The sequence below is a fragment of the Bradyrhizobium jicamae genome, from assembly GCF_018130215.1.
Classification (GTDB): Bacteria; Pseudomonadota; Alphaproteobacteria; order Rhizobiales; family Xanthobacteraceae; genus Bradyrhizobium; species Bradyrhizobium jicamae_A.
Window position 1 is genome coordinate 1 of record NZ_JAFCKQ010000066.1, and the last position, 25358, is coordinate 25358.

Here is a 25358-nt window from a genome sequence, read left to right on the forward strand (position 1 = left end):
AGCAACCCTCGTTCAACACCGCCAGTGTAGGGCGAACCACCTCACCGCCGGCATCCAGAAAGGACATACGGTCTTACAAAGCATCACAAGCCGACTTCAATCATATATTCGTATGTCTTTGCTGGTCTACGCGTGCGAGCTGCGCTCTTAGCCGTTCCAAATTGATTGGCTTCTCGAGTACACCGAGCGGCTTTATCGCCTTGGCGCGCATCAGCGTATGCGGGTCGGTGTTCGCTGTAACGAACACTGATTCGATTCCGTGTTTTGAGCGAATAGCGAGGGCCGCCGCAATCCCGTCTGTAGCTCCGGCAAGGTGAATATCCATCAGAACTACATCCGGTTGTCTTTCGCCCGCCATTCTGACTGCTTCGTCAGCCGTCACCGCTTTCCCAACGACGGTGTGGCCGAGGGACTTGGCTTGCTCCTCTACATCAAGAGCAATGAAAAACTCGTCTTCGACGATCAAGATTTTCAGGTTGCTTTTCATGGTCCTCGAACTGCTCTCTCGGGACTACAAGGCAAGTCCGTGCATCACACATGCTCAACGTCGCCGGCAAGAATATTGGAGCTCGGTATGTCTTGTTGCCATCGTATGCCTGCCTCCGCGAACTCGAGTTTAGCCGAGCCGTTCAGCGCAGCCGGCACAAGCTCCGTGATGACCCTGTAACCGAAGCCGTTCTGTGGTGGGTCATGGACAGGCGGTCCTCCAGTCTCGATCCAGGAAAGAGATGCTGTTCCCTCACCGGACCAGTTGCTGCGGATCAGAATCTCGCCGGTCGGGACGGACAGCGCCCCGTGCTTCGCAGCGTTTGTCGCGAGTTCGTGCAGGGCAAAGCCCAGGTTCTGTGCGGCTGCGGCGTTCAGCAAAAGGTTAGGGCCTTCCATCCGAACACGATCGGTTACTCCAAAGAGGTCCAGATGGGCGCGGGCAAGATCGAACAGCGATGCTCCCCGCCAGTCTTGTCGCAGCAAGACGTCCTGCGACTGCGCGAGTCCGTGGATGCGCCGATCGAACTGAACGATGAATTGGCTCACATCAGCGCTCCGACGAGCGGTCTGAACAGCCATTCCCTTCACGACCGCGAGTTGGTTCTTGGCACGATGCGCCAATTCTCGCATGAGATAGGTGGCGTAATCCGTTCGGGACCTTAGCTCGGCGGATGCTTCTGCGAGGGTCGCAATGAGTATATTGGCCTCAATGAGCGAAGTTGTGGTTGGCTCTATAATCTCGTTTTGAGAGACGGACTTAGCAATGCGCGTCGCCTCATCGAGAGGTCGCGCCATGAGCAGCCCGAAAAAATAGGCGAGTGCCCAACCAAGAACGACTGCCGTTACCAAAACCGCTGCGCCAATGGCGTAGCTGCGCCAGCGAGGTGCTTGAACGTAAGTAAGTGGTGCGCCAAGCGAGACATACCAACCGGCGTGTTTGGATCGCGCTGTTGAACGCAAGATCGGTATTCCTGCGATATTGGTAGCTTGATATACTCCTTCACCCGCCTTTGTCCGCTCAAAAAGTTCAGTCGGAAGAGGCTTTCCAACGTACTCTTCCGGGCGATCGGAACGCGCTAGGATGATGCCGTTTTGGTCCGTGACACCAGATATCCAGCCCGGCGGATAATGTATCTCATTGAGTATATCGGAGATATATGAGGCCCGAAACGACATCATCAGCACGTATTTAACTTGTCGATCAGCATCGAACACCGGGATTTCCACATTGAAGATGTACAAACCGTTGATCGAGCCTTTGAACACACCGGAAACCTGAGGGCGCCCTGTCTCGATGACGCGCTTTGCGGTGGCAGGCTCGGCCGTGGGTGGCAATGGCGTGCCGTAGTCACTCAGTGTATCGACGAGTTGGCGATAGGATTTGTCAAGCAGGACGATCGCTGCCTTCCTCGGCCTTGATGTTATGAGCGCCTGATTATGAAAACCCCGCAGATTACCCGAGCTAAGTTCCGACGAGTTAGCCAGCGTTTCAAGGGTGACGATCGCGCGATCGAGTTCTTTGTCAACATCAACAGCGAGGTTCTGCACGAATGCCACAATTCGATTATCGGTTTGGGCTTCCTCAATGGACGCCATGCGGTGAAGCCCGAACACGGAAACGCAAAGTAGGGGCAGGCTCAGCGCAAGCGCAAACAACACCAGATACGTCCGGATCCGCTGCGGTCTCACCACCATCCGCGCCGGGAAATTTCTGCGCCCCGTCTTGCCGAGGTCTAACCACGGGATGTGCGGACGCTCTAGGGCGTCCGCTTGAACCTCCGAAGGTATTGTTCCTCGTGATTTGGGCAGCAAAGGCCATCCTCCCCCGAACCGTGTTCAACCTCCGGAAAAGTTCCCGGTTCCATATCTCAAGAATGGAAGAGCGATCAATGCCTTAGGGGCGCTATCGAGCGACGTCACCTCAAAAAGGCGAATTTTTGTGGTCGGCAAGATGGTTAATTAAGTGCGAGGGCTAGGATCAGCTTACGATATTTGGCCAGATGGCTTTCCAGAGCTGAATGCAACTCGCCAGACGGAGCTTTCGCTCCAGACCCTCGCGCCATTCCTCGAAATACCTCTGGGCTTCGTCATCGAATCTAAGGAATGGGATGGCCTCGAATTGATCTGTGTCGGCGCCGATCGCTGCGGGCGAAAGGTCCGCCAATCGCTCGAAAGTATTCCATGCGACGTTTCTGGCATTGGCGTCGGGGTACCGATCGATGTTCGCCCACCCCATGACAAGAATCCGGCCAAACCAGCATACCGAGGCGCTGAGTTACCATCGTCACCTGCACCACCTTTGACGGCGTGGCGGACGTACTCGGCTATCCTGCCGGGTTGAGTGGAGCCGACAAGGCCCAGGCAAGCGGCCGGAACGTGCGTGAGGCAGCGTGTGATGCGATCGAATGTATAACCGGCGGTCCCGTTCCAAGCAGTCAGATAGAACCCTCGGGCGGCTACGTACTCATCTCGGTTGAGCGTCTTCAGCAGCGAGACCAGCTCATCACCTGCCAATTGTCGTGATGAAGCCATCGCGGCAGATCGGCGGCGCGTTCTCGTGAGGACACCCGGACATTCCCGTTCGCGCAAGCTCGTCTGAATGAACCGCCCGGCCTTGCCGTGGTCTTGGCGTGTACTCCGGTGGGCACGCCCTAGTTGCTTCGTTGCGCAATTCAATATCCCCGGCAGCGCCCACCCGCTGCGTGGCCGCTCCAGGTCCCCCGGCCGGCGTCTTGCGTCAGCCTTCCCTAACCTAATGCGTTTTGTCGTGGACCGTCACCGACGCGCGAATCGCGCCCGGGGAAGTGCGCCGACATAAGGTGTCTTGATTTCCGTTGGTGACGGAGCGAGAGTTATCTCGCCTGTCACCATCTGCTGGAATGGCGGGATCGTGCGGGTTGCCTTTGCCCTGGACAGTCAGGACCGCGAGGTCATCAGCTGGGTGGCCACAACGGCTGGGATCTCCGGCGAGATGATCCGGGACATGATGGTAACACTGTGTCGAGAGGCGGATCGCTACGTTGCCAACGTGCTGCCAATCATCCGGGAAGCACAGAAGGCCGGCGCAAGCACGCCGCGTCAGATTGCTGAGGCACTGAATGCCCGTGGAATACCTACATCGCGCGGTGGCCAGTGGTACGCGCAATCTATTGCCAACATCCTTGAGCGTGCCTGAGCGGAACGGGTGGCATAGGCCCCCAAAAGGGTATCATTCGGCGCCGAGTGCAACAGGATCAATGGCTTAACAGACTAACGGGCGCACAGGAGACCAGCAAAGGCCAAACTTTCGGCAGCCAAGGGGTCCCGCGCCGACGTGGGGCCTCTGGGCTCTCCTTTTGGGGGCCTGGCTTCAAAAATCGAGGGCTAAAGCCAAAGGACCAATGCCCGACTTCCGGCCTCTCAGGGCTTGGTAAAACTTGTGCCGTCGGTTGTGTACAAGAGGCGCAACTGATCCAAGGCGGTGCGGACGTGATGGGTGGCCTTCTGGTGGCCAGTTTTTTCGACCTCTTCGATTGCCCAAGCCAAATACTGCATCGCAGCCTCAACGTGCGGGTTGCGCTCGGTTGCCATCTCTACGTCCACTTAGCCGAAAACCATGGCGTTAAAGACACTTAAGACCGAATATTGTTCCGTCAACTTGACGAAATAGCCGCAATTGCGCTGCGTTTTCCTTCACTAAGAAAGCGGACCCGATCCTTTCATCGCGCGCTCGACTTCATCGGCCAGCGCACGTTGATGTGCGGCCAGCTTAGCGAACAGAGCCTTCTTGGTTGGGTTGGTAGCCAGCCTACTGATAAGCTCGCACTCTTCCGCCTCGACGCGAAGCTTTTCCAAGTGTGTCTTCATGTCTTGCATGGACGTTCCCCTCGACGGAGAGCTGGATTACTCCACGCGGAACTTGTCAGCCAACAGCTTATGAGGCAGCCGACCGAAGCAGCCTTTCTACAAGATAAGGTCTGCATCACGACCGCAGCGATAAGCAGGACGACGCTAAGGATCGCCACGCCAAGGCAGTTGCGCGCCGGGGTCGAATACGGATCGATGTGAGGTTGGTCGATCATGGGCCCGGCCTAGATCGGATGTCGCAATCCCGGGGCTATAAGGCGGGCGCGCAATCTTCCGCGAGCTGCATGGCCGCCTCCGGCCCGAGATTGCGGTTTCGCAAGATTATATCATTCATGACGGCCCCGCCTCGGTCCCCAGACTACGAATGCCGGGCCCACTGTGTGCAAAACAACGTCCACGAGGGTCTTGAGCGGCTGCGGCCAAGTTTCGATTGGGCCCAGAGACAAACCTTCAAGCGAAGCAATAGACCGGCCGCTAGCCCCGCTACTGAGCAGGGTCTGTCGAAATCCTAGAAGGTCGACGTCGTGCACGGCATTCCTTCCTTTGCGAAAACCTCGGGTGCGCATTTTGCAGTGGCCTAGCTTTCGAATTGCGATTGATCGCACGGAAAATGCGGAAAGTCTGCCGTGGATTTATTTCATCGCAAAGCCCGGGCTTTGGCAATCTATGACAATGTTGAGCGCATCCGCTTGACACGCTAAGTTTGTTGAGCGCTTCCGGTTCCGCTTTTGCCGGCGCAACCGGCGTCGCACGCTCGACAGATCAGGTCACGCCTCGCGTGCCTTTTGCTTCCACAGTTCATAGCCTTCCTGCCACGTCGGCCTGCTGTCGGTTTGAAACGTATACACTCGGCCCGTTCCTAACGGCCTAAAGCGTCTGATCGCCGCTTTGTGAGCTCCCGATACCACGTAGGCCCGCATGTGGCCGATGTCGGTCCAGATAGTCATCGTATGGTATGTGCCTTCGATGGCTCTTGCCGTGACGTAGCTGCAGCCCTCGGCGCATCTGGCTTGCGCAAGTGCACGAAGCGTGAGAAGCCAAAACTCCGGCAGTTGCAGCATTCCGTGCGGGCGGAAGCCAGTGATTGACACGCAAAACTGGTCTGCGATCACCTGCGGCGCGAACTTGTCTTCGCTCACGATCAACGGGCCTCCTCAAATCAACAGGGGTTGACTTTCAGGCTCTTGAAACGAGGCGGCCGCGTTCGGCCGCCCCTTGCCAATCAGCTTGCGGGCATGAGAACCGAGTTGACGACGTGAATGACGCCATTCGATTGACTGACATCGGCGATCGTTACCGTTGAGGCATTTCCCTTGGCGTCGACGATCATGACTTTGCCGCCCATCTTTTTTACCGTCAGCGACTCGCCTTCGACAGTGGTCAATCGTTGTCCATCTGACAGCTGGGACGCGTCCAGTTTGCCGGGGACGACGTGATATGTGAGGATCTTGGTAAGAGTGGCCCTGTTTTCAGGTTTGACAAGTGTTTGCACCATGCCCTTCGGAAGCTTGTCAAATGCCTCATTGGTGGGTGCGAACACCGTAAACGGACCGGGGCCGGAGAGCGTATCAACCAGTCCAGCCGCCTTGACTGCAGCGACAAGCGTCGTGTGGTCCTTCGATTTGGCCGCGTTCTCGACGATGTTCCTGGAAGGATACATCGCCGCACCGCCGACCTTCACGGTTTTTTCCTGCGCGTCGACGAAGGGGATGGACGCCGCGGTAACTACGGCCGAAAGCGAGATCACGACAAGTGCGGTTCGCAATTTCATTTTTAGAGCTCCCTGACGTTCATGTTGCGAGCGTGGTTCGGCATCTACTCCTGGATCGCCAGTGTGGACGCATGCTTTAGAACGGCGTGAGCCATCGACCGGATCACTTCGAACGTCCGGAATAGATTTGACAGTCTGTCGGGAATGAGGTGATCCAAGCATCGACAGCGAACGTTTCATGTGAATCTTTAACTGCACCCGGTAGACGCCATGCTCGTTCTCAGATATTTCGCGGCCTATCTTGCGGTTGGAGTTCCCTTGTTGCGCTTGACCATGCTGACCGTGACGGATGTGCTCTGCGGGTCAATACTCGCCGCTTGCAGCGCGGCTATCGGGTACTTATTGATGCATCGGATGTTCGACGCATGACGATCGCGGCTGACGGCCGAATTCGGGTACGTTGGACACTCCTCGCCTTCATCGTCGTCGTGGTAGGCATGGGGTTTCTGATCGGCTTCGTCATTCGACCCGACGACTGGTACCGGTCCTTGGCAAAACCGAGCTTTAATCCGCCTGATTGGATATTCGGTCCGGTCTGGGCTGTGGTTTATCTCCTTATTGCGATCGCGGGTTGGCGAACATGGATGCGCGAAAGTAAAAGCGCGGCGCTATCTCTGTGGGTAGCGCAATTGGCCGTAAACTATTCCTGGACGCCGGTCTTTTTCGGCCTTCACGCAACCGGCTATGCCCTGAGCGTCATCCTTGTTCTGCTGTGCCTCATTCTGGCTTTCATCGTAAACCACTTGCGTGAGGATCCAACATCCGCGCTGCTTTTTCTTCCCTACGCTTGCTGGGTGGTATTCGCATCCGTACTCAATGCGGCAATTTACTGGCTCAATTCGTAAGAGCCGGTCGCACCCTTTTAACGGACGATTTGCGCAACGGCTTTACGTTACGATTGCGATGATCGAAGCCGCTTGCCGCCGAATTGCAAGAAGTTTGGATCTGTCTTTTCGGTCGAGATTGAGATACTGAATCTTCATGCGGGCATTCGATGAAAAGCGCTCTCGGTTGCGCGCCAAGAAGTCCCAACGTGGTGAACGGGCACGCGTCTTCTCCAACCCCAGCCCAGCTTCCATCGTCTTCCCCCATGGGCGGCCCGACGGAGGCTATCATGCACTACGTACTCGCTGCGATCGCAGTATGGTTGGGCCTGAACGCGGCCGCCCCGATCTGGCTTTGGAAGCGGCGGCACCGACCCCAACTCCGGCGGTTCGTGATCCGGCACAAGCGCTCAGCGCTGCCGCGGCAATCGGCTCAGGAGATCGGACCCGACCTCTTCCACGCGGCGGGCCAGATGAACCTCGAGGGTCTCGTGTTAAAGCACCTCGGCCGCCAGTATCGGCCCAAGACCTGCGACTGGGTGAAGGTGAAGAACCGATACCACCCAGCATTCAAGCGCGTGGTGGATCAGTTCTAATGGCTGGCATCGAAATCTACGCCAAGCGATACGACGACGAGCACGGTCACCCGCCCGCGGGCCGCCGCTTCTGGAACTTCCAACTCGTCTCGAAGACTGGGCACGCCCTTCCTGCTCACCGACGAGGTCTTGACCTACGAGAAGGCGCTCGAGGTCGCCATCAAGACCGCAGAGAAGAACAAGAGCGTGCGCATCATCGTCGAGCCCTGACTGCGCACGAAAATGCTCACCCAAGGGGGCCGTCCACCCCTGGGTGGGCAGTTCGCCCGCCTCATCGTGGCATAGGCTAGGCTCCTCACCACAAAATAAGCCCAACCGCCATAACGAATGTTAAGTGCGTTTTGCTTTCGAGGTTTGGTTAGCGGTCTGCCCTCTCGGCAACCATGATGCCGAGCTGAACGACGCCGATGCTCGCAAGAAGGATCACGATCCCGATCGGGAAGTCTCCTACGATGTTTGCAAGCTTGTTGACGCCGATCCACTCACTCTGCAGGCCGCCGCCGCCCCAGAGGACGTTGATTCCAAGCGGCTCCCAGGCGCCATCCTTGGATAAAACAATAAGGCCGACCGCCCCTCCCAGAAATCCGGTCAGCACCGTCAACCAGCCGATCGCTTTCATCGCTTCAGCCATTCGGTCTTATACAGCGCGAAGCGCCCCTACGCAGACGAAAATGCCCACCCAGGGAAGAGGCTCGACCTGGGTGGGCATTCGCCCGCTTCAGGATCCGCCAATCATCCCGCAGGCCAGGCTTCTCACCACGGTTCTAGTCGAGCCGCCATAAAGAATGTGAATCCGAACCTCCAAGGATCCGATCGCCGGCAGTTCGGTGGATTTCCCGGTCAGTAGGAAAGGTAACTATGATACGCGCCATGGACCTCGATCGATTGTATTTCTATCTCTCGCTGGCCCGAAGTGCAGCGAGTTGATTTGGGACGACTAAGGTGCAATCGCCGTTCAGATCGGCCGCCCCTTTTTATCTCCACTAGCGCGGCGCAGCCAACGATACAGCATGCACTCTGAACAGGGATAACCGTTCGTCGTCGGTAATGCTTCACTTTAATCTAGTGCCAGAACCCGTCCATGGCCAAGCGTTATGAGCGCCATGCGAGACGATCTCCAGCGTCACGTAAACCGAGTTCGCGATCTGGCGTTCGAGATAGCGGAGAGTCATTCACAGGCATTGGAAGGTCGAGCCTGCTGTCTCGTCAAAGCAAAAACGCCGTCCGCTTAAATCTATCGCGGACGGCGGTTTAGCTAGCCCCCAGGAGGACATGGCAAATCCTGAAGAGTATTAGTGTGCACCAACCGTGCCAAGATTCATACCTAAATGTGGTCCTTTGCCCGTATGACTCCGGTACTCCGAAGGAGGCCCCCATTCGATTCACACATGTAAATGCGGAAAGCCGCAGCGCGTGCGCCATTCGCCTTGCCTACCGCGCGATTGCCCCCCAGCCTGCCTCTCTCCACACGGAAAGCGCCCGAGTTTGATGTCGATAAGGTTGAAGATCACTTCTGAAATGCAGCAGATTGCGCGCGAGCTGAATATCACGCTGCCTCCACTCAACGACGATTTGCCCCTGCAAAACACCGGTCTGGATTCCCTTGGCTTTGCGCTTCTGGTCGCACGCCTCGAGGATGAACTCGGCCGCGATCCTTTCACCAATTCCGACGAGTTCATGTTCCCCTACACGATAGGCGATTTGGTCAGTGCCTACGAGAAAGTACCGGCCTGACGTCAGGCCATTGCGCCACTATCTCGGCACCGCGGGTACGGGCCGCACGCTGTCTGCTGAGGCAATTCCAGAAGGTCAACGCTCAGTTGGCACATAGACGGGCCGATCGGTAGCCTGAGGTATCGATGATCGTGCCAAGGCGCTTCCTGGGCCGCCCCGTAAGGTCAGCGTCAGCAGTGCGGCGTACAACTGCGCCGATGAAGCGCGATCAGCTCTATTTCCGTTCTGTCGTTGGTCTGTCCCAGCTTCGGGTCATCGGCCGGCAACGGCGATCTCCGGCTTGATCTTATGCTCGATCATCAGCTGCAGCAGCAACTGAACCGCGCGAGGAATTCTGTGGCCATTGGCGTACCCGTGGCTCGTTCGGAGTGCGATGTGCAGGAACGCTGCGGCAGTCGTTTGATTGAGCCCTAGCGTGGCGATAGCTTCCGTATATTGGCTGCCAGTCATCTTGCGCGGTTTAGCCATTGGTTACCTTAGAGCGGCACCTTCACCAAGACGGCACAGGCTGGGAAGGAGCTCTTCGTCTGACGAAAGAAGGCGCCAGCGGAAGCGCCCTAACGCGAGAATCACGTAGATTGCAAGGCGGCGACGATCGACACTCAAGCCAAATGCGAGACAAAAATAGAGCCTATCGCGATTCATGCGGACGAATATAAATCGCCCGACTAACGCCAGCCTTACAGTCCCCATCGTAAGGTGCGTGTAAGCTTGGACTGGTATCAAACGTTGCTCTGTCAATCGGCCCTTTAATTGCGGGTTGTTGTCAACTCTCTTTTTGAAGCCATTCGGCAAAGTGGTAGCGCTCGGCCCGACGGAGCAGGTCGGGGTTGCGCAGACGGGGCGAGCGCGGCTGGTGGATCGATAGCCAGCTCGTAGTAGTGGGTCGATTAGGTGTCCCCTTGGTCTGAATGCGATCAGTTGCCCGTCGCTGGGGTCATGGTCCTTTCCGAGGTCGCAAGCGCCTCATGATGATGTCCGGATCGGGTGCCTCATCGTTTGCAACGGGGTGCGGACGAGCCGCCACCAGCCGATTGATCGAGGTCACCACGACCACCGTCCCAGCGGGACATCGCCAGCCCGGCGGACCGGGCCAGGAACTTGCAAAATAAGGTCAGGCCGGCGAGTGGCCCCAGTCGAATGATGTGCCATCGAACCAGATGCAGTGAAGATGACAGCGATCTTGCGGGCGATAGCGACCTTTGCCTTTTTCATGCCGATCCGCTTCGCCAGTTTCATTCCCCAGGCTTTGAGGGAGGACCATTTTTTTGTTCGATAAAGCAGAACGGTCGCTGCCTCGTAAAGGTACGTTCGGAGGAGCCTGTCGCCCCATCGGGATATCTTGCCGCTAGTGTCGGTTTCACCAGATTGATTGCGCCGAGGTGTGAGACCGAGATAGGCGCCGACTGTCGAGGCCGATCGGAAGCGAGACGGGTCATCGATCGTATGGCGGAACGTCAAGGCGGTAATCACGCCGACACCAGGAACTGTCATCAAGCGACGCGTCGTCTCGTCCGACTTCGCCAATCGGCGAACCTCGTCGTCAAATTTGCCTTGCTGCTGGCAGATGTGCTCATGAATCGACAGGAGCGGCGCGATCACGCTGAGGAGTTGATGATCTTCGCCCAATAGCTCGCCGACCTGAATACGGAACTGTTGGCCAATGGCGCGAGGGAATAGCAACCCACATTCCTTGATCAGGCTGCGGACCTGGTTCTCGATATCCCGGCGTATGGACACAAGGCGGAATCGCGCGACGAGGATAGCTCGAACCTTCTGGCTCTCCTCACTCTTAATTTTGACTTCTCGATACCAACCAACCCGCACCAGTTCGGCAAGGCCCCGAGCATCGTTCTGATCGCTTTTGTTCATGCGGACCTACAGTGCCGCGTGAGCATGCCGAGCGTCGATGCAAACCACCGGAAGCTCAATCCTGCGGAGTTCATGCCATAGCCAACTCGCCATCGCGCCGGTCTCGAAGCCGATACGCTCGGCATGAGGCGCATGTTTGCTAAGCAGGTCAGTCAAGGCTCCAGGATTAGACTTGGCTTTCCCTTCGAAGATTACTTGACCAGTCTCGTTGACAACGCACACAGCGGTTTCTCTCTGTGAGACGTCCAGCCCAACGTACTGCTTCATGGGAGCTCCTTCGAATCATTTGATAGCGAGGGCTCGACGATAACGGAGCTTGTCTGCCACGAGCGCCGACCGCAATTACGTCATCGTCTCCATTTGGAGCGACAGAGCGCCCCACGTCTGAAAACGGCCTCGGTGCTGTGTGATACGCGCTGAGGCCGTCTCTTATTGCAAGCCTCTTGCCCTCTACCGTTAGCTGCGGAACACTATCCCCTCGTCGAGGACGGGCTGAAGGCGAAGGGGCGGGCTTGAGGAAACCTCAAAGGCGCAGCAAGATCAGAGGTGCTCCGAACTGGCCGCCTTGTCCGGTCTGCTGGAAGGGCATGGCCACGATTGAGCGCAACGCTGACGACGAGGGGCGCGAATGGTGCCTTTTTAAATGCCTCAATTGCGGCCATTCCGAAACGTCAGTGCCAGCAAAGTTCGGGTTACTAAGCCCGTGAACGCCGTCGGTGCCCACGTACAGGTGTGCGCTCTATGCGTTTAGGCGAGGTCAGCGCTAGGCCGGACTTCCACTGGGACGCCAAGGGCCCCGCCTAGAAAAGCACTCGCGCGAGTTCTAGGATCAGGTCTCTCTCTACCTAAGAGATCCTTCCAACGGCCCTAGGGTCTCCGGGGCCGTTTCTTTTTGAAGTCGGCTGGGCTGCCGGATTCGCAAATTAGAGCCCAAGCCCCTATCTCCGGGGCATGTTCAAAGCGTTTGAGTTCTGCCTGCCGATGATGGGCAAGACGGTTTCGACCGGCGAAAACTGGTTCCATGCAATTAAATATGATGGCTATCGCCTGCGCGTCGAGCGCAATGGCGATCGCGTTCGGCTGATCGCCAAGGGCGGCAACGACCGGTCCACGCTTTTTTCCGCGGATCGTCGAGGCTGCGCTGTCAAACCAGCAGAAGCAGTTCGTCATTGACGGCGAGGCCGTGATCCTCTGCGCCGACGGGATCTCCGACTCCGCGGCGCTGCATGGTGGAAAGCACAATGCCGAGGTGAGGCTGTGCGCCTTCGACCTGCTCGCGCTCGGCGGCGAAGATCTCCGCTCAGCAAGGCCAAGCTCGAGCGGTTACTGCAACGCCGGGCCGCGGGCATCTTCGTCAACCCGTTCGAAGCCGGAGCGATCGGTCCCGACCTTTTCCAGGCCGCTTGCGACCTAGGTCTCGAAGGGCTCGTGTCAAAGCGATCCGATCGACCGTACCGCGGTGGCCTGTCGAAGGACTGGATCAAGGTCAAGAACCAGACGCACCACGCGTTCGATCGCGTTCAGAGGGCCAGGAGAGCGAGCAAGTGAGATCGACCGCGCTACGTGCTCTGTTTTCGATCTTCGTGACCGCGCTGGTCGTCGCCGGAACGATCTATGCCATCCACTATCTCACGCACGGCAACTGACCCTCACTGCCCCCAAAAGACGGCATACACCTCTCTGGACATGGACCTTTCCAACCTCAGTGGCAGCTTTGTAAGCGGCCTGCTCCTCCTTGCGTACCACCTGCACGGCTCGCTGTTCAGGAGGGACCCGTTACGGCAGCAAAAGGCTGAACGGGTTGCAGCGGCAGTCTCAAGCGTCAATCTTTGACAATATGGCTATGGAGCCTCTCGAAGGGCCAGACTCAATTGCGCCGGAAAAGCTTGACGCCGCGTGATCCTCGCGCCGATCTGACGCTTTCGATCGAGTGCAGATAGCCAAGCGCGCACGATGAACTATCGGTGGCCGTAAGAGGCCTCGATGCGCTACGCCTCCTGCGTCGAGGCCTTTCATCGCGCTGGTAAGACACAGAGGTCGGGGCCGCTCGGCGTTTCCAGATCTCGAGCGGCCCCTTGCCGGTCCCGAACACATGCAAGAAAAGGATCGGCTCCGGAAGCCTACAATGGCCGGCTAACACCAACCTTGCACGGTCGTGAATTGCGCTCCGGGTGGGGCGCGGTTGGAGCGTTTTCTTGAGAACACCCGAATATTCCCATTCGCGCTAGCTCGTCTGAATGAACCGCCGTGGTTTTCTACTCCGATGGGCGGCGCGTCCTAGTTGCTTCGTTGCGCGGTCCAATATCCCGAGCAGCGCCCACCCGCTGCGTGGCCGCTCCAGGTCCCCCGGCCGGCGTCTTGCGTCAGCCTTCCCGAACCTGATGCGTATTTGTCGTGGACCGTCACCGACGCGCGAACCGCGCCCGATCTTCCGACATGCCCGCTAAACTTCACCAGATTGGGATGCGTCACAACGCCGCCATTGATGTTCACGGAGAAACTGTAGGTCGGATCGCAGCTTCCGCGTTGCGTAACGAAGGTGAGATTCCAGGGACCGTCGTAAGAGGTTCGGGCTTCGGCCGTTGTCGCCAGGGTAAGGCAGGCACAGCAAATGACATTCGCGATCAGTCGCTTGTTCATGATCTTCTCTCCAGAGGAATTGGTTGATGTTGAGTAGACAGTCGTAGATGTTGAGCTTTGTTGGCTTCTCATGGTGTATCGCAACTGTTCGTCGGCCGCCTTCTTTCACCGTGCGTTTCGAGAGCGGGTGTCATTTAGGCGGGCCTTAGGCGGCCGTCCAGCCGCCGTCGATCGAGAAGTTGGCGCCGGTGATTTGCGCAGCGTCATCGCTGCACAGGAACAACGCCAGTGAAGCGACCTGCTCGACCGTGACGAATTCCTTCGTCGGCTGAGCGGCGAGCAGGACGTCGTTAATCACCTGATCCCTATCCATGTTGCGCGCCTTCATCGTGTTCGGAATCTGCTTCTCCACCAGCGGCGTCCAGACGTAGCCGGGGCTGATGCAGTTGCAGGTGATCTTCGACCGGGCGAGTTCCAGCGCCACCGTCCTGGTGAGGCCCACGATGCCATGCTTGGCCGCGACGTAGGCCGACTTAAAGGGGGACGCGACCTGCGAATGCGCCGAAGCCGTGGTGAGGATACGGCCCCAGCCTCGTTGCTTCATGCCAGGAGTAACGGCCCGGATCGCATGGAATGCGGAGGAGAGGTTGATCGCGATGACCGCATCCCATTTTTCGACCGGAAAATCCTCGATCGGCGAGACGTGCTGGATGCCGGCATTGTTGACGAGCACGTCCACACTGCCAAAGGTCCTCTCGGCGAACGAGATCATGTTGGCGATTTCGATTGGCTCGGCCATATTCGCGGGCGAATAGATCGCCTTCACCCCGAAATCGTTCTCGATCGCAGTCCGTGTTTTTTCGACATCGGCCGGTGCCCCAATCCCGTTGAGCACAATATTGGCGCCAGCACCTGCGAATGCTCGGACATACGCAAGACCGATGCCGCTGGTCGAGCCAGTCACGACTGCGACTTTACCTTTCAAAATATCCATTTCGCCTTTCCTTGTTGATCTGTGACGGACTTGTGACTCGACGCCAGGCTGCTTCCGGGGGTTCGCGCAGCCGATCGCGGTCACCGATCATGTGACCAGACTTCTCTCGTAGTTCCGGAGTGGGCGTCGAACCGACGGTTGCAGATAGTCGTGAACGACCTTGCCCAGCCCCAGGGTAAGGTCTGCGCGGATGTGAATCGAGGATACGACCTCGAGGACCGGCAAATCGGCCACGGGAGCCAGGGCGTGAGGCGTCAAGGAGAGAGCCGCAGGTCCGGTCCACGCCCCTTTCAAGACAAGTTGCTCAAGGTGATATTCGACAAGCTCGCAGATCCGCGGACTGCCGTCGACGTGCGGAATGATCTTGAGAAGGAAGTTCGGCTCCTCGAGAGCGGCCTTGACTTGCGCCAGGTCGGCTTCGCGGTGCTTGTATCCCATCGTTCCGGTTGCAACCCGCACCGGACCGTAATCCAGAGTGCCGATCAGCGTATCGATCTCCGTCCGCAACGTCGGCTGGCCGAGCTTCTTCGGAAAACCCCAGAGCTCCCGGCCGCCCGCGATCGGCCCCTCATCGTTCAAGAACATGCAGTGGGTGTAGCCGCCCTTGCGACCGCGGAACGACACCGGGATGACTTGGCCACTCTCGGTATAGTCGCCAAAACCATTGGAATCCGGCATGCGGATGAATTCGTATTTGACCAGCGCTTCGCGTTCATCAAATTCGAGCGGAGCGGGAACAACCGATCGCAGTTTCGCCGGATCGGTGCGATAGGTGATGATCAGGTATTCGCGGTTGACGAAGCGGTACGGTCCCGGCGGATAGGCCGGATTGGTGAGCGGCATCGCAAATGCCCGCTTCACCACTTCATTCTCGCGCATTCGATTTCTCCTTTGACTGGGAATAGTCGGCCGGCCTATTCGCGACCGTCGTGCTCAAGATCGAACGTGGCGACGCCGTCCGCACTGGTCGGGCGGGCCAGCACTTCGGGATGACGAAGGGTGCGCAACGCATCGTGATAACCGGCGCGCCAATGATCCTGCATCGAGAGGCGGGAAAACTCGTAGTCCTTGGAGTGGCCTTCGTAGTCGCGCGCGCGATAGATTAGGTGGACGAGGCTGTGCACGTTGTGAGAGGCAGCCGTCCTGAGCAGCCTGACGTCCTCCTGCTCGCGCAGGTCTTCAGGCAGCCTGCTCAAGAGAGCTGCCAGATCTCGCTGCAACCGGTGCAGGCTCTTGAACTGGTCTGTGCTCGCTCGCGTGCGGCTCGAGTATTGGATCTCCTTTTGACGCGTAACGACGTCGGCCATATTGCGCGGAATCTGGCCGCGCGCGCTCCAGAGATCGACCTGAAACACTAGCGTGTCCTGACGGGCGCCACACTCGATCACCCACTGCAACGGAGTGTTGGATACGAGGCCGCCGTCCCAATAATGTTCGCCATCGATCTCGACCGCCGGAAAGCCCGGCGGCAGCGCCCCACTCGCCAGGATGTGCTCGGGCCGAATCGTATGCGTGGCAGTGTCGAAATAGACCAGATTGCCGGTTCTCACATTGACGGCACCCGCACTGAACCGCATCATACCGGCATTGATACGATCGAAATCGACGAGACGCTCCAGTGTCGTCTTTAATGCGCTTGTGTCGTAGATGCTGGTGGCGGCAAGCGTTCCACTAGTTTGTAGCCATGGCGCCAGTGGCCGCGCAGAAAAGAAACCGCTCGCGCCAAACATCGCCGCGAAGCTCGCATTCACCTGATTGAGAAAATTGCGGGTGTGATCGCTATTCATCAAATCGGTGAATGGCGCGTCCAACGTCACCTGCGTCCAGAACTCGCCAAGCCGGTCAACGCGGGAATTGGGCGGATTGCCTGCGATGATTGCAGCGTTGATCGCTCCAATCGAAATGCCGGCTATCCAATCCGGATGGATCTCGGCTTCCGCCAGGGCCTCGTAGACGCCACCCTGGTAAGCGCCCAGGGCGCCGCCGCCCTGTAAGAGCAGTGCTATGCAATCGAACGGCGGGCGCCGGTCGACGGTCGTGAGGTGTGGTCGAGGATGAAAGTTCATGGTTCGTGTGCTCTTGGTTTGCGACTAAAAGCCCGCGTTCTGTCCGGAGTGCGGTTGTGGCTCGTGATGTGCATTAATGAACTATACCGTATAGTTTATTATTCCTCACGTCAAGCCAACGCGTTCACGAGCTCGTGCTGCAACTGATTGGCTGCTGTTCGCCCAACGCTGTTGTCGACTGCCCGACCGGCTCGAGACGCTGACGCGACGCCAGGGTCCACTTCGACGTCGCGCAACTGCGGTTAACGAACGGGTCTTCGTCACGAGCATGAGGAGAACCAAGGCGCCTACGATATCCACAGCGGTGTTCGTCGGGTGCGGTCCGCTCTGCCCGAATTCGTTTTGGCTAGTTGCAAACCAGAACGCGTCGGTGGCGACTGTAGGCGTAGTAGCAGTCGCTATCGGAATAAGAGCCGTCGTTCGAGCTGCCATAGGCATACCCGGCAGAGGCCCCGGCGGCGTAGGCAGCACCATAACCGTACCGCCGCCCGCCATAGCCGTAGCTGAAGCTTCCGGAACGGCTGTAGCTGACCGATGCAGAACGAGCCTGGACCGAGGCTGCAACCGCGGGTCCGTCACGACCGCCGGCACGGACGCCGCCAATCGCCCCTAAATCGCCGCGAGGACCAGCGCCAGCGCCCGGCCGGAGAGCCGGAATGCCGAGGCCGCCATGGGCAGCGCCACTAGGCCCCATGGGAGGTGGACTTGCGAATGCGGGAGGACCTCCGGCCGCGATCGGAGGAGGACCGCCCGGCCCCATTGGAGGCGGACCGGGGAATTGCGCAAACACCGCAGTCGGCGCCAACGAAATCGTTGCGAGCGTTACGCTGACCGACAGCGTCAAGAGTGTCTTCCTGGACATGATAGTCTCCTTTTCAGATTTGTGTTTCAAGAACCGGCACCGGCGCGGCCGGCGCGAGAGTCGAGCTCGACGAATGGCCGTCGTGCGCCGGCTCGACCGTCTCAGACATTGGCCGGCCATCGTCGTGGACAGAGTAGATCCGAAACCACGCCACATAGAGCGCCGGCAAGAACAAGAGCGTCAGCAGCGTGCCGACGATGATGCCGCCCATCATCGCGTAGGCCATCGGGCCCCAGAAAATCTCGCGCGCGATTGGAATCAGCGCGAGACTCGCGGCGGCCGCAGTCAGCAAGATCGGCCGCATGCGATGCTCGGTCGCTTCCACAACGGCATCCCAGGCCGGACGCCCCTCCTTCCTCAAATCCTCGATCTGTACGATCAGGATCACCGAGTTTCGGACCAGGATGCCGATCAGCGCCAGCACGCCCAGGATGGCAACGAAGCCGAGAGGTGCGCCGCTCGGCAGCAGGGCCATTACGACGCCAATCACGGCAAGCGGTGCGACCGCGAACACCAGGAAAAGTCGGTGGAAGCTCTGCAACTGAATCATCAAAACTGTGGCCATCACGAACAGCATCAGCGGAACAACGGCCACGATCGGCGACTGACTCTTGGCGCTTTCCTCCACGGAGCCCCCGATCGCCACCGAATAACCCGCCGGCAGTGCTTTGTTGAACTCCGCCACCCTCGGTGCCAACTGATCCATGATTGTCTTCGGCTGGACGTTTGTGACGATGCCGGCTTTCAGCGTGATCGTGGGAACCCGAGCGCGGCGCCATATCGTCGGCTGCTCGATTTCGTAGCGCAGATTGGCCACGGCCCCGAGCGGCACCGACTGCCCGCCCTGCCCGTTCAACTGCAGATCCCGGAGCGTATCGATCGAGCCGCGATCGACCGCGGTCGCGCGTCCAGTGACATTAACAAGATAGATGCTGTCGCGAACCTGTGTGATCGGCGTGCCCTCGAGCACCGAGTTCACGGCCGTGGCGATGTCTTCCGACGTCACGCCGAGCTGGCGTGCCTTATCCTGGAGAACGTCGACCTTGACGACGCGCGCAGGCTCCATCCAGTCGAACACGACGTTACCGAGATTCGGGTTGCTCCGGACGATGCCAGCGAGTTCCTGCGAGAGATCCCTGACCTTCGCGACGTCCGGTCCGCTCACGCGATATTGCACCGGACGTCCCACCGGCGGACCGACCTCGAGCAACTTGACGTAGGTGTCGGTGCCTGGAAACGTCTTCCTCAGATATTCCTCGAATTGCGCCTTGACGAGGTCGCGGGCCTTTATGCCGCCCTTGGTCACGACGACTTGCTGACCAAACCATGCATTTGCCGTCTGCACGTCGAACGACAGCACGAACCGCGGCGCACCGGTGCCGACATAGGTCGACCAATGTTCCACCGAGCCATTGCCCTGCAGCTGTTCGCGCTCGAAGCGCGCCATCTGCGCATTGGTGTCGGCGATCGAAGCGTTCTGCGGGAGATTCCAGTCGATTACCAGTTCGTTGCGATCCGACGAAGGAAAGAACTGCTGCTGCACGAAATTCATGCCGAACAACGCGACGAAGAACGCTGCAACCGTCACGCCGACCGTGATCCAGCGGTGATGCATGCAGACGAGCAGTAGACGGGAGAACATCTGCGCCAGCCGGCCCTTCGCCTCATGATGGCCCTTCATCTTTGCCGGAAGGATGGTGACGCCGAGCAGCGGGGTGAACAGCACCGCGACGACCCACGACACGATCAAGGAGACCGCAATCACCACAAACAGGGTGAAGGTGAACTCGCCGGCATTGCTGCTATTCAGGCCGATCGGGATGAATCCCGCGACGGTGACCAGCGTGCCCGTCAGCATGGGAAATGCTGTCGACGTATAGACGTGGGTTGCGGCCTTTTCCAGGGGATCGCCGACTTCCAGCCGCGCCACCATCATTTCGACGGCAATCATGGCGTCATCGACCAGAAGGCCGAGCGCGATGATCAATGCGCCAAGCGAAATTCTCTGCAATGAAATGCCGGCATATGCCATCACCACGAAGGTGATGGCAAGAACCAGCGGGATCGCAATTGCGACAACAAGTCCAGCGCGCATGCCCAAGCTGAGAAAGCTGATGGCGAGAACGATGACTACGGCCTCAAACAGCGCTTCGGTGAAGCCCGACACGGCATGCTCGACGACAACAGGCTGATCGGCGACCAGATGAACGCCGACGCCAATCGGCAGATCGGCAATGACTTTTGACATCTCCTCCTTCAGCGCCTCGCCGAAGCGGAGCAGGTTTGCGCCGGACTTCATGCCGATCGCAAGTCCGATCGCGGGCTGGCCGTTGTACCTGAACAAGGTCTTGGGCGGATCGGCATAACCGCGCGTGATGGTCGCGACGTCAGTCAGCGGAAAGAAGCGGTCGTTGATCCGAAGATTGACCGCGTTCAGGCTTGCCTCCGACGTGAACCGGCCGTTCACGCGCACGCTGATCCGCTCGGGCCCGTCCTGGAACACCCCGGACGGCGCGACCGCGTTCTGTCCCTGCAGGGAGGCCATGATCGAGTGGACGTCGAGGCCAAGAGCCGCGACCTTCCGGGTGGAGAATTCGAGGTAAATTACCTCGTCCTGCGTTCCCAGAATGTCGACCTTGCCCACATCCGGCACGGTCAAGACCTTGGCGCGGATACCCTCGACCTCGTCGCGCAGTTGACGCTGGGTCAGGCCGTCACTGGTGAAGGCATAGATGTTGCCGAACACGTCGCCGAAGCGATCGTTGAAGCCCGGGCCGATGACACCTTGCGGGAATTCGCCCTTGATATCCGCGATCATGTTGCGGACGCGGGCCCAGGTCGGCTTGACGTCAACCGCCTTGGTGGTGTCTCGCAGATAGACGAATACGGTGGTCTGGCCCGCGACCGTCACGCTCTTGGTGTAGTCGAGCGATTCCAGCTCCTCGAGCTTCTTTTCGATCCGGTCGGCGACCTGGCGCGTCATCTCTTCGGGCGATGCGCCCGGCCACTGCGCCTGGATCACCATGGTCTTGATGGTAAAGTCGGGATCTTCCTGGCGACCAAGCTGAAGGTAGGCAAAGAGGCCTGCCGCCATGAAGGCGATCATGAAATACCAGACGAGCGAACCGTGGCGGAGCGCCCAGTCGGAAAGGTTGAACGACGTCATGGCTTCTGATCCTGTTCGATACGGACGTGTTGTCCTTGCTTGAGGCTGTGGGTTCCGGCGGTCACGATGCGTGCACCGGGGGCAAGCCCGCCGGCGACGCGGGCACCTGGGGTGTCACCGGCGAGATCGACCTTGTGCAGCGACACGGTGCTCGCTGGCTGATCGACGACCCAGACAAAATTCGCGTCATTCTTGGCGAGCACCGCCGAGGCGGGGACGCGCAATGTCGGACTTTGCGTTTTGTCGAACGTCGCCGTAACGGTCGTGCCCAAGCGGAAGCTTTCGGGAGGATTGTTCAGCGTGATGCGGACTCGCCGCAGGCGCGTCACGGGGTCTGCCTGCGGGGCGATCTCGCGAACCTTGCCTCCGACCCGGACCGCGGGGAGCAACTGCAAGCCGACGGTGAACGGCAAGCCAATTTCAAGCGGCTCCGGGAAATCTTGCCCGATATCGACCACCGCCTCCCTGATGTCGGGCCTCGCGACTGTCACGACATTTTGGCCAGGAGAGACCACCTGTCCGACTTCTGCGCCCACCGCAGTGACGACGCCGGCGAAATCGGCCTTGATCTGGGCATAGCCCCGTTGCTCGATGGCCTTGGTCAAGTTCGCCTGTGCGTGCGCGACCGACGCGGCGGCACCGGCATGCGCCTGCTCGGCATTGTCCAGTGTCTGCTTTGTGGTGGCGTCGGTGGTGATAAGGGTTCGCTGCCGCTCCTCCGTCGCCTTGGCAGTCGCCAGCAGCGCTTCGGTCTTGCTGAGCTCGGCCTTCGCCGAGCGCACTGCAAGCTCCAGCGCCGTGGAATCGATGACACCGACCGTTTGTCCTTCGCTCACGACGTCACCAACGGAGACGGGACGCCCGGTCAGGCGTCCCAGGACGCGGAACGCGAGATTGGTCTTGTACCGCGGCTCAATAACACCGACCGCGACAATGCCGTCCGGGCGGCTCGGCTCTAGAACCATCGACAGCACGGGTCGCACAGGCTCGGGCGCTTTCGCATCCTGCTGACATCCAGCCAGCGCGAGCGTTGATACAAACGTGCCGGCTGCAAACGTGATGCGCCTCTTCATGACGGGTCTCCCTCATATGTCACGGCCTGGCCATTGCTCAGCAGCTTGCCGCCATCGATTACGACGCGCTCGCCCGGTTTGAGTCCCGCCTTGATCAGCACTTCGCGAGACTCATAACCGCCGATCGTCACTGGCTTAAGCGCAGCGGTTTTGGTCGCCGGATCGATGGTCCAAACCGCGGGCTTCGATCCGGCCGCCGCCAACGCGCTCCATGGCAACGCGATCTGCTGTTGGGCTTTCGCTTTGACAGTTCCCGCAACGGCGCTTCCAAGCGTCAGCGCTGCGGGCGGATCCTGGATGGCAACCTTGACGCGGATGGTCGCGCTCTTCGCGTCAATCGCCGGCGAGACCTCCCTGACATGCCCGCTCGCCGACACACCTGCGTCGGAGACAAGCGCCAGCGATACGCGGCTGTCGTCGAGATCGCCAAACAAGAGAGATTCGTAGATATCGAACACCGCATCCCGTTCGCCGTCCTGCGCAAGCGAGAAAACGGGCTGCGCGGCTTGTACGACCTGGCCGACTTCCAGATTGCGCGCGGTGACCACGCCTGCCGCTTCGGCGCGCAGTGCGGTATAACCAAGGGCGTCTTTTGACGTTCCGAGCTCCGCTTTTGCGGCTTCAAGCGCACCTTCTGCGGTTCGCAACCCTTGCTGCGCCTGATCATAGACCGTCCGCGTGGTGAAGCCACTTGCGATCAACGTCTTCTGCCGTTCGAAGGTTACCTTGGCCACGCGCAGCTGAGATTCTGCAGCCAGGACCGCAGCGGTCGCGGCATCGACGTCGGCCTGTTGCTCGGCGGGATCGAGCACAGCCAGGGTCTCACCAGCCTCGACGTGAGCGCCGACATCGACATAGCGCGCGAGCACACGTCCGCCGACGCGGAATGAAAGGTCGGCGCGGAAACGGGCCTGGATCTCGCCGGTCAGAGTGACGGAGGCTTGCCGGTCGCGCGGCTGCACGACCTCCGTGCGCACCATCGCAGCGCGCGTAATCGGAGCAGCGGAATGATCATTGCAGCCACTCAGCGCGATTGCGACAAGCGCAGCCGCCAGGGCACCGGGACCCCTCAGCTTGTGTTTGCAGGCTGCTTGATCGATGTCGGTGTGGTTAGTAGCGTGATGGGTCATAGCACGACCATGCGGTGGCGGCGTGACAACAACGCGCCCAGCGCATCCGCCGCTGGACGGACAGACACCAGTTGGGCTCCGTGAGTCGGAGTGGGATCCGGTTCCGTTGCAACGGGTCGCCTGTCCCGATCAGGGCAACTCGCTTCTCCGCAAAGCGCCGAGGCATCGGACGGGCTGGCGTTTGGCCGGCGAGGCGGCCGCATGATGCGACGCTTCGCCATCGCCCCGTTCGCCTGCCGCTCACGCGCTGCCAGCGGAAACGACAGAACGACGGACGTGAATTCGTCACCAAAGCCGTGCTCGACCCGGCCGCCGAGACCCCTGGCAAGATCATTGCTGAGCCGCAGTCCACGCCCCGCAGCGCTCCGTGACGGCCGCGATCCGTTGTCCAGGACGACGCAGTTCACCAGCGCGCCGATCCGTGTCAGCTTGATCTTGATTTCTCCGGTTCGCGCCTCGAAGCATGCATGGGTCGCTGCATTGGTCACGAGCGCGTGGACGATCAATCCGAGCCGCCGGCACCGCTCTGGTTGGAGCGGGAGAGATTCGGTTGCGACGGCCAGCCGGATATTCATCCGATCCAGCAACGAACGGCGCATGGCGGTGCCCACCATGCGGATGTAGGTCGCGGCGTCGATCAACGCCTTGCCCTTGGGCACTGCGAGGACCTGTTGTACGTCGGCATAACCACGCAACAACTCGACGACGTCGCTTAGGGCGCGCTTGGCTTCCGCCCCCTCGAGCCGGACGGCCGCGGCCGAGACCAGGTTGATCGCCGAGGCAAGTCCACCATTAATTCGGTGATCCAATTCGCGCAGCAGGATGCCCTGCTCCACTATCGGCGAATCCGGGCTGCATATATTCACGACGGCCTCCTCAGGTTGGCGGACAAGACGGCGGCCGAACGCGCATCTGGCGGTCGGCCGGTCATCCGGAGCAGCTGGCGCAGGCAGGCCAATCAACGCCGGCCCGTGCGAAGCTAAACTAAACTATACCGTATATTTTCTTTTCATTGCATTTCCTGCTGGGCCATGTCAAGTGGAATCCAGACACGCAAAAACTCGTGATGAGGAAATGGTGATGGCGAAGAACAAGAGCCCGAAACGCGGCAGGCCGCCCAGGGACCTAGCGGGCGACGTCCAGGCGCGGATTCTCGATGCAGCCCAGCAGCTCTTTCTCGAGAAGGGCTTTCGGAGTGCCAGTATCGACGACATCTCCGAGTTGGCCCCTGCGAGCAAACCGACCATCTATGCCCACTTCCCCGGCAAGGAGGCGCTGTTCGTGGCTGTGGTGGCGCGGACCATCAACGGATTGGCGGATTTCGAGGGGTTCACGCCGGCAGGCCGCACCATCCAGGAAAAGCTCGCCAATCTAGGAATCGAGATCGTGGAGAGATTTGTCGAGGACACGTTGGACCTCACGCGCGCAACCATCGCCGAGGCGCGCCGATTTCCCGAGTTGAGCCGGAATGTTCACGATGCGGCGCGCGACCGAGCGGCTGGAGCGGTTTCGCAACTCTTGAACGAGGCGACGCAGAAGGTCGCGCGCTCAGCCAAAGGCCCCTTCAGCGCAAAGCGGAGCGTTGCGACCGCTCAAATGTTTATGGATCTCATTCTGCTTCCGATGCTGATGAGATCTCTGATGGGCGAAGAACTGAAAGATCTCAAGAAAGAGCTGCCGACGTTCCTGCACGAACGGGTCAATTTCTTTCTCGCGGCTTGCGAGGCGGACTGGAGGCCGTGAATCAGCCGAAGGCCTCGCCGCTATCCTTGCGCCGCGGCCAATCCGTCGCGGATCAATCCAGCTGCCGTCGGCTGATCAACCTGCCCGCCGATATCCGTCACAAAGCCCTCTATTGCTTCAAGCAGCAACAGGTCACTGCCCTTGCACATCCCGGTCGCAGCTCGCCGCTCGCCTTGTCCGGCAGCAATGGTCGACCGCACGAGTTCTCGGATCTGGTCTGCGTAAGACAGGGCGGCTGCCCAGTCCTCGCGTACCGCCACAGCGACCAATTCGTGTTGCGTGCTGTCGTGCTGCAGCCGATGTTGGTGAGCTGCGAGATCGTTCTCAAGGCAGCTGTTAGCCGCTCCAAGGCGGAGTCTCCACGAGCCGCAAGGGTTGCAGCCCCCGACATGCGATCGAGAAGATTCACCACGACCATCTCGTCGATCGGCTGCCTTGAAGGGAAGAAGCGGCAAACGAGTTAGCGGGCGACATCGACGCCCCGCGAGCGATATCGGCGACTGTGGTCTTCTTGAAGCCGATCTCGCGGTGCAATCGGATCGCTGCTTGAACGATTCGCCGACGAATGCACGAGAATTCGACTTGGCGCATCCGCTCTTGCATCGCTTGCGA

Annotated in this window: 24 protein-coding genes and 2 pseudogenes; 7 read left to right on the top strand and 19 right to left on the bottom strand. The window is 59.5% G+C overall.

All coding sequences use genetic code 11. The annotated features are described in order from the left end of the window. Positions 1 to 100: 100 nt before the first annotated feature. From JQ586_RS37025 to JQ586_RS41685, 4 genes and pseudogenes are all read right to left on the bottom strand, one after another. Entirely contained in the window at positions 101 to 487 is a 387-nt protein-coding gene (locus tag JQ586_RS37025) for a response regulator (RefSeq protein WP_212399588.1), read from the bottom strand. Positions 488 to 531: 44 nt separating this feature from the next. Next, entirely contained in the window at positions 532 to 2301 is a 1770-nt protein-coding gene (locus JQ586_RS37030; protein WP_212399589.1) for a sensor histidine kinase, read from the bottom strand. A 166-nt stretch (positions 2302 to 2467) separates the two neighbouring features. Beyond that, positions 2468 to 2725, bottom strand: coding sequence for a DUF3987 domain-containing protein (locus JQ586_RS41680; protein ID WP_212399590.1), 258 nt, complete (start codon positions 2723 to 2725; stop codon positions 2468 to 2470). Positions 2726 to 2778: 53 nt separating this feature from the next. After that, positions 2779 to 3021, bottom strand: a pseudogene (locus JQ586_RS41685) (DUF3987 domain-containing protein); the annotation flags it as partial. Positions 3022 to 3475: 454 nt separating this feature from the next. Between JQ586_RS41685 and JQ586_RS37045 the strand changes: the two are divergent. Further along, on the top strand, positions 3476 to 3664 hold the full coding sequence (locus tag JQ586_RS37045) for a recombinase family protein (RefSeq protein ID WP_249148620.1): 189 nt from the start codon (positions 3476 to 3478) through the stop codon (positions 3662 to 3664). 224 nt (positions 3665 to 3888) lie between these two features. On the opposite strand, the gene JQ586_RS37050 is transcribed toward JQ586_RS37045, so the two are convergent. From JQ586_RS37050 to JQ586_RS37065, 4 genes are all read right to left on the bottom strand, one after another. Continuing rightward, a complete protein-coding gene (locus JQ586_RS37050) occupies positions 3889 to 4059 on the bottom strand; it encodes a hypothetical protein (protein ID WP_212399591.1) in 171 nt (56 codons plus the stop codon). Between the two features lie 105 nt (positions 4060 to 4164). Continuing rightward, the gene (locus JQ586_RS37055; RefSeq protein WP_212399592.1) at positions 4165 to 4344 is read right to left on the bottom strand and encodes a hypothetical protein; all 180 of its coding nucleotides are present in this window, start codon (positions 4342 to 4344) and stop codon (positions 4165 to 4167) included. 758 nt (positions 4345 to 5102) lie between these two features. Continuing rightward, positions 5103 to 5474: a hypothetical protein gene (locus JQ586_RS37060; RefSeq protein ID WP_312017069.1), complete on the bottom strand. Its 372-nt coding sequence runs from the start codon at positions 5472 to 5474 to the stop codon at positions 5103 to 5105. A gap of 83 nt (positions 5475 to 5557) precedes the next feature. Continuing rightward, positions 5558 to 6106, bottom strand: a complete 549-nt coding sequence (locus JQ586_RS37065) for a fasciclin domain-containing protein (protein WP_212399593.1) — start codon at positions 6104 to 6106, stop codon at positions 5558 to 5560. A gap of 365 nt (positions 6107 to 6471) precedes the next feature. On the opposite strand from JQ586_RS37065, the gene JQ586_RS37070 reads away from it, so the two are divergent. Both JQ586_RS37070 and JQ586_RS37075 read left to right on the top strand, forming a co-directional pair. Then, positions 6472 to 6951 (top strand): TspO/MBR family protein, encoded by a 480-nt coding sequence (locus JQ586_RS37070; protein ID WP_212399594.1) that lies wholly within the window; start codon positions 6472 to 6474, stop codon positions 6949 to 6951. Between the two features lie 269 nt (positions 6952 to 7220). Continuing rightward, positions 7221 to 7526, top strand: coding sequence for a hypothetical protein (locus tag JQ586_RS37075; RefSeq protein ID WP_212399595.1), 306 nt, complete (start codon positions 7221 to 7223; stop codon positions 7524 to 7526). 358 nt (positions 7527 to 7884) lie between these two features. On the opposite strand, the gene JQ586_RS37080 is transcribed toward JQ586_RS37075, so the two are convergent. Continuing rightward, the gene (locus JQ586_RS37080; RefSeq protein ID WP_212399596.1) at positions 7885 to 8157 is read right to left on the bottom strand and encodes a hypothetical protein; all 273 of its coding nucleotides are present in this window, start codon (positions 8155 to 8157) and stop codon (positions 7885 to 7887) included. 887 nt (positions 8158 to 9044) lie between these two features. Here JQ586_RS37080 and JQ586_RS37085 point away from each other — a divergent pair. Then, a complete protein-coding gene (locus JQ586_RS37085) occupies positions 9045 to 9260 on the top strand; it encodes an acyl carrier protein (protein WP_409334578.1) in 216 nt (71 codons plus the stop codon). A 252-nt stretch (positions 9261 to 9512) separates the two neighbouring features. On the opposite strand, the gene JQ586_RS37090 is transcribed toward JQ586_RS37085, so the two are convergent. Together JQ586_RS37090 and JQ586_RS37095 are read right to left on the bottom strand one after the other, a co-directional pair. Further along, positions 9513 to 9728, bottom strand: a complete 216-nt coding sequence (locus JQ586_RS37090; protein ID WP_212399598.1) for a hypothetical protein — start codon at positions 9726 to 9728, stop codon at positions 9513 to 9515. Between the two features lie 646 nt (positions 9729 to 10374). Continuing rightward, positions 10375 to 11399 (bottom strand): annotated as a pseudogene (locus JQ586_RS37095) (IS110 family transposase). Positions 11400 to 12083: 684 nt separating this feature from the next. Here JQ586_RS37095 and JQ586_RS41400 point away from each other — a divergent pair. After that, on the top strand, positions 12084 to 12305 hold the full coding sequence (locus JQ586_RS41400) for a hypothetical protein (protein ID WP_312017070.1): 222 nt from the start codon (positions 12084 to 12086) through the stop codon (positions 12303 to 12305). 1612 nt (positions 12306 to 13917) lie between these two features. Here JQ586_RS41400 and JQ586_RS37105 read toward each other — a convergent pair. The 7 genes from JQ586_RS37105 to JQ586_RS37135 all read right to left on the bottom strand — a co-directional run bounded on the left by JQ586_RS37105 (position 13918) and on the right by JQ586_RS37135 (position 23869). Further along, on the bottom strand, positions 13918 to 14706 hold the full coding sequence (locus tag JQ586_RS37105; RefSeq protein WP_212399614.1) for a 3-hydroxybutyrate dehydrogenase: 789 nt from the start codon (positions 14704 to 14706) through the stop codon (positions 13918 to 13920). Positions 14707 to 14793: 87 nt separating this feature from the next. Then, the gene (locus JQ586_RS37110) at positions 14794 to 15585 is read right to left on the bottom strand and encodes an acetoacetate decarboxylase (RefSeq protein WP_212399599.1); all 792 of its coding nucleotides are present in this window, start codon (positions 15583 to 15585) and stop codon (positions 14794 to 14796) included. Positions 15586 to 15620: 35 nt separating this feature from the next. Then, positions 15621 to 16772, bottom strand: coding sequence for a DUF3734 domain-containing protein (locus JQ586_RS37115; protein ID WP_212399600.1), 1152 nt, complete (start codon positions 16770 to 16772; stop codon positions 15621 to 15623). An 875-nt stretch (positions 16773 to 17647) separates the two neighbouring features. Beyond that, entirely contained in the window at positions 17648 to 20800 is a 3153-nt protein-coding gene (locus JQ586_RS37120; RefSeq protein WP_212399601.1) for an efflux RND transporter permease subunit, read from the bottom strand. Continuing rightward, entirely contained in the window at positions 20797 to 21873 is a 1077-nt protein-coding gene (locus JQ586_RS37125; protein ID WP_212399602.1) for an efflux RND transporter periplasmic adaptor subunit, read from the bottom strand. Before JQ586_RS37125 ends, JQ586_RS37120 begins: the two co-directional genes overlap by 4 nt. Next, entirely contained in the window at positions 21870 to 23003 is a 1134-nt protein-coding gene (locus JQ586_RS37130) for an efflux RND transporter periplasmic adaptor subunit (protein ID WP_212399603.1), read from the bottom strand. Before JQ586_RS37130 ends, JQ586_RS37125 begins: the two co-directional genes overlap by 4 nt. Beyond that, positions 23000 to 23869, bottom strand: a complete 870-nt coding sequence (locus JQ586_RS37135) for a sensor histidine kinase (protein ID WP_312017072.1) — start codon at positions 23867 to 23869, stop codon at positions 23000 to 23002. The genes JQ586_RS37130 and JQ586_RS37135 overlap by 4 nt, the downstream gene beginning before the upstream one ends. Before the next feature lie 214 nt (positions 23870 to 24083). Here JQ586_RS37135 and JQ586_RS37140 point away from each other — a divergent pair, with 214 nt between their 5' ends. Then, positions 24084 to 24746, top strand: a complete 663-nt coding sequence (locus JQ586_RS37140; protein ID WP_212399604.1) for a TetR/AcrR family transcriptional regulator — start codon at positions 24084 to 24086, stop codon at positions 24744 to 24746. After that, positions 24743 to 25210 carry a hypothetical protein gene (locus JQ586_RS40900; RefSeq protein WP_249148618.1) on the top strand — a complete coding sequence of 156 codons (468 nt, stop codon included), beginning with the start codon at positions 24743 to 24745 and terminating at the stop codon, positions 25208 to 25210. The genes JQ586_RS37140 and JQ586_RS40900 overlap by 4 nt, the downstream gene beginning before the upstream one ends. Here the strand turns inward: JQ586_RS40900 and JQ586_RS41690 are convergent. Further along, a complete protein-coding gene (locus tag JQ586_RS41690; protein WP_409411040.1) occupies positions 25152 to 25349 on the bottom strand; it encodes a TetR family transcriptional regulator in 198 nt (65 codons plus the stop codon). The genes JQ586_RS40900 and JQ586_RS41690 overlap by 59 nt on opposite strands. Positions 25350 to 25358: the final 9 nt, after the last annotated feature.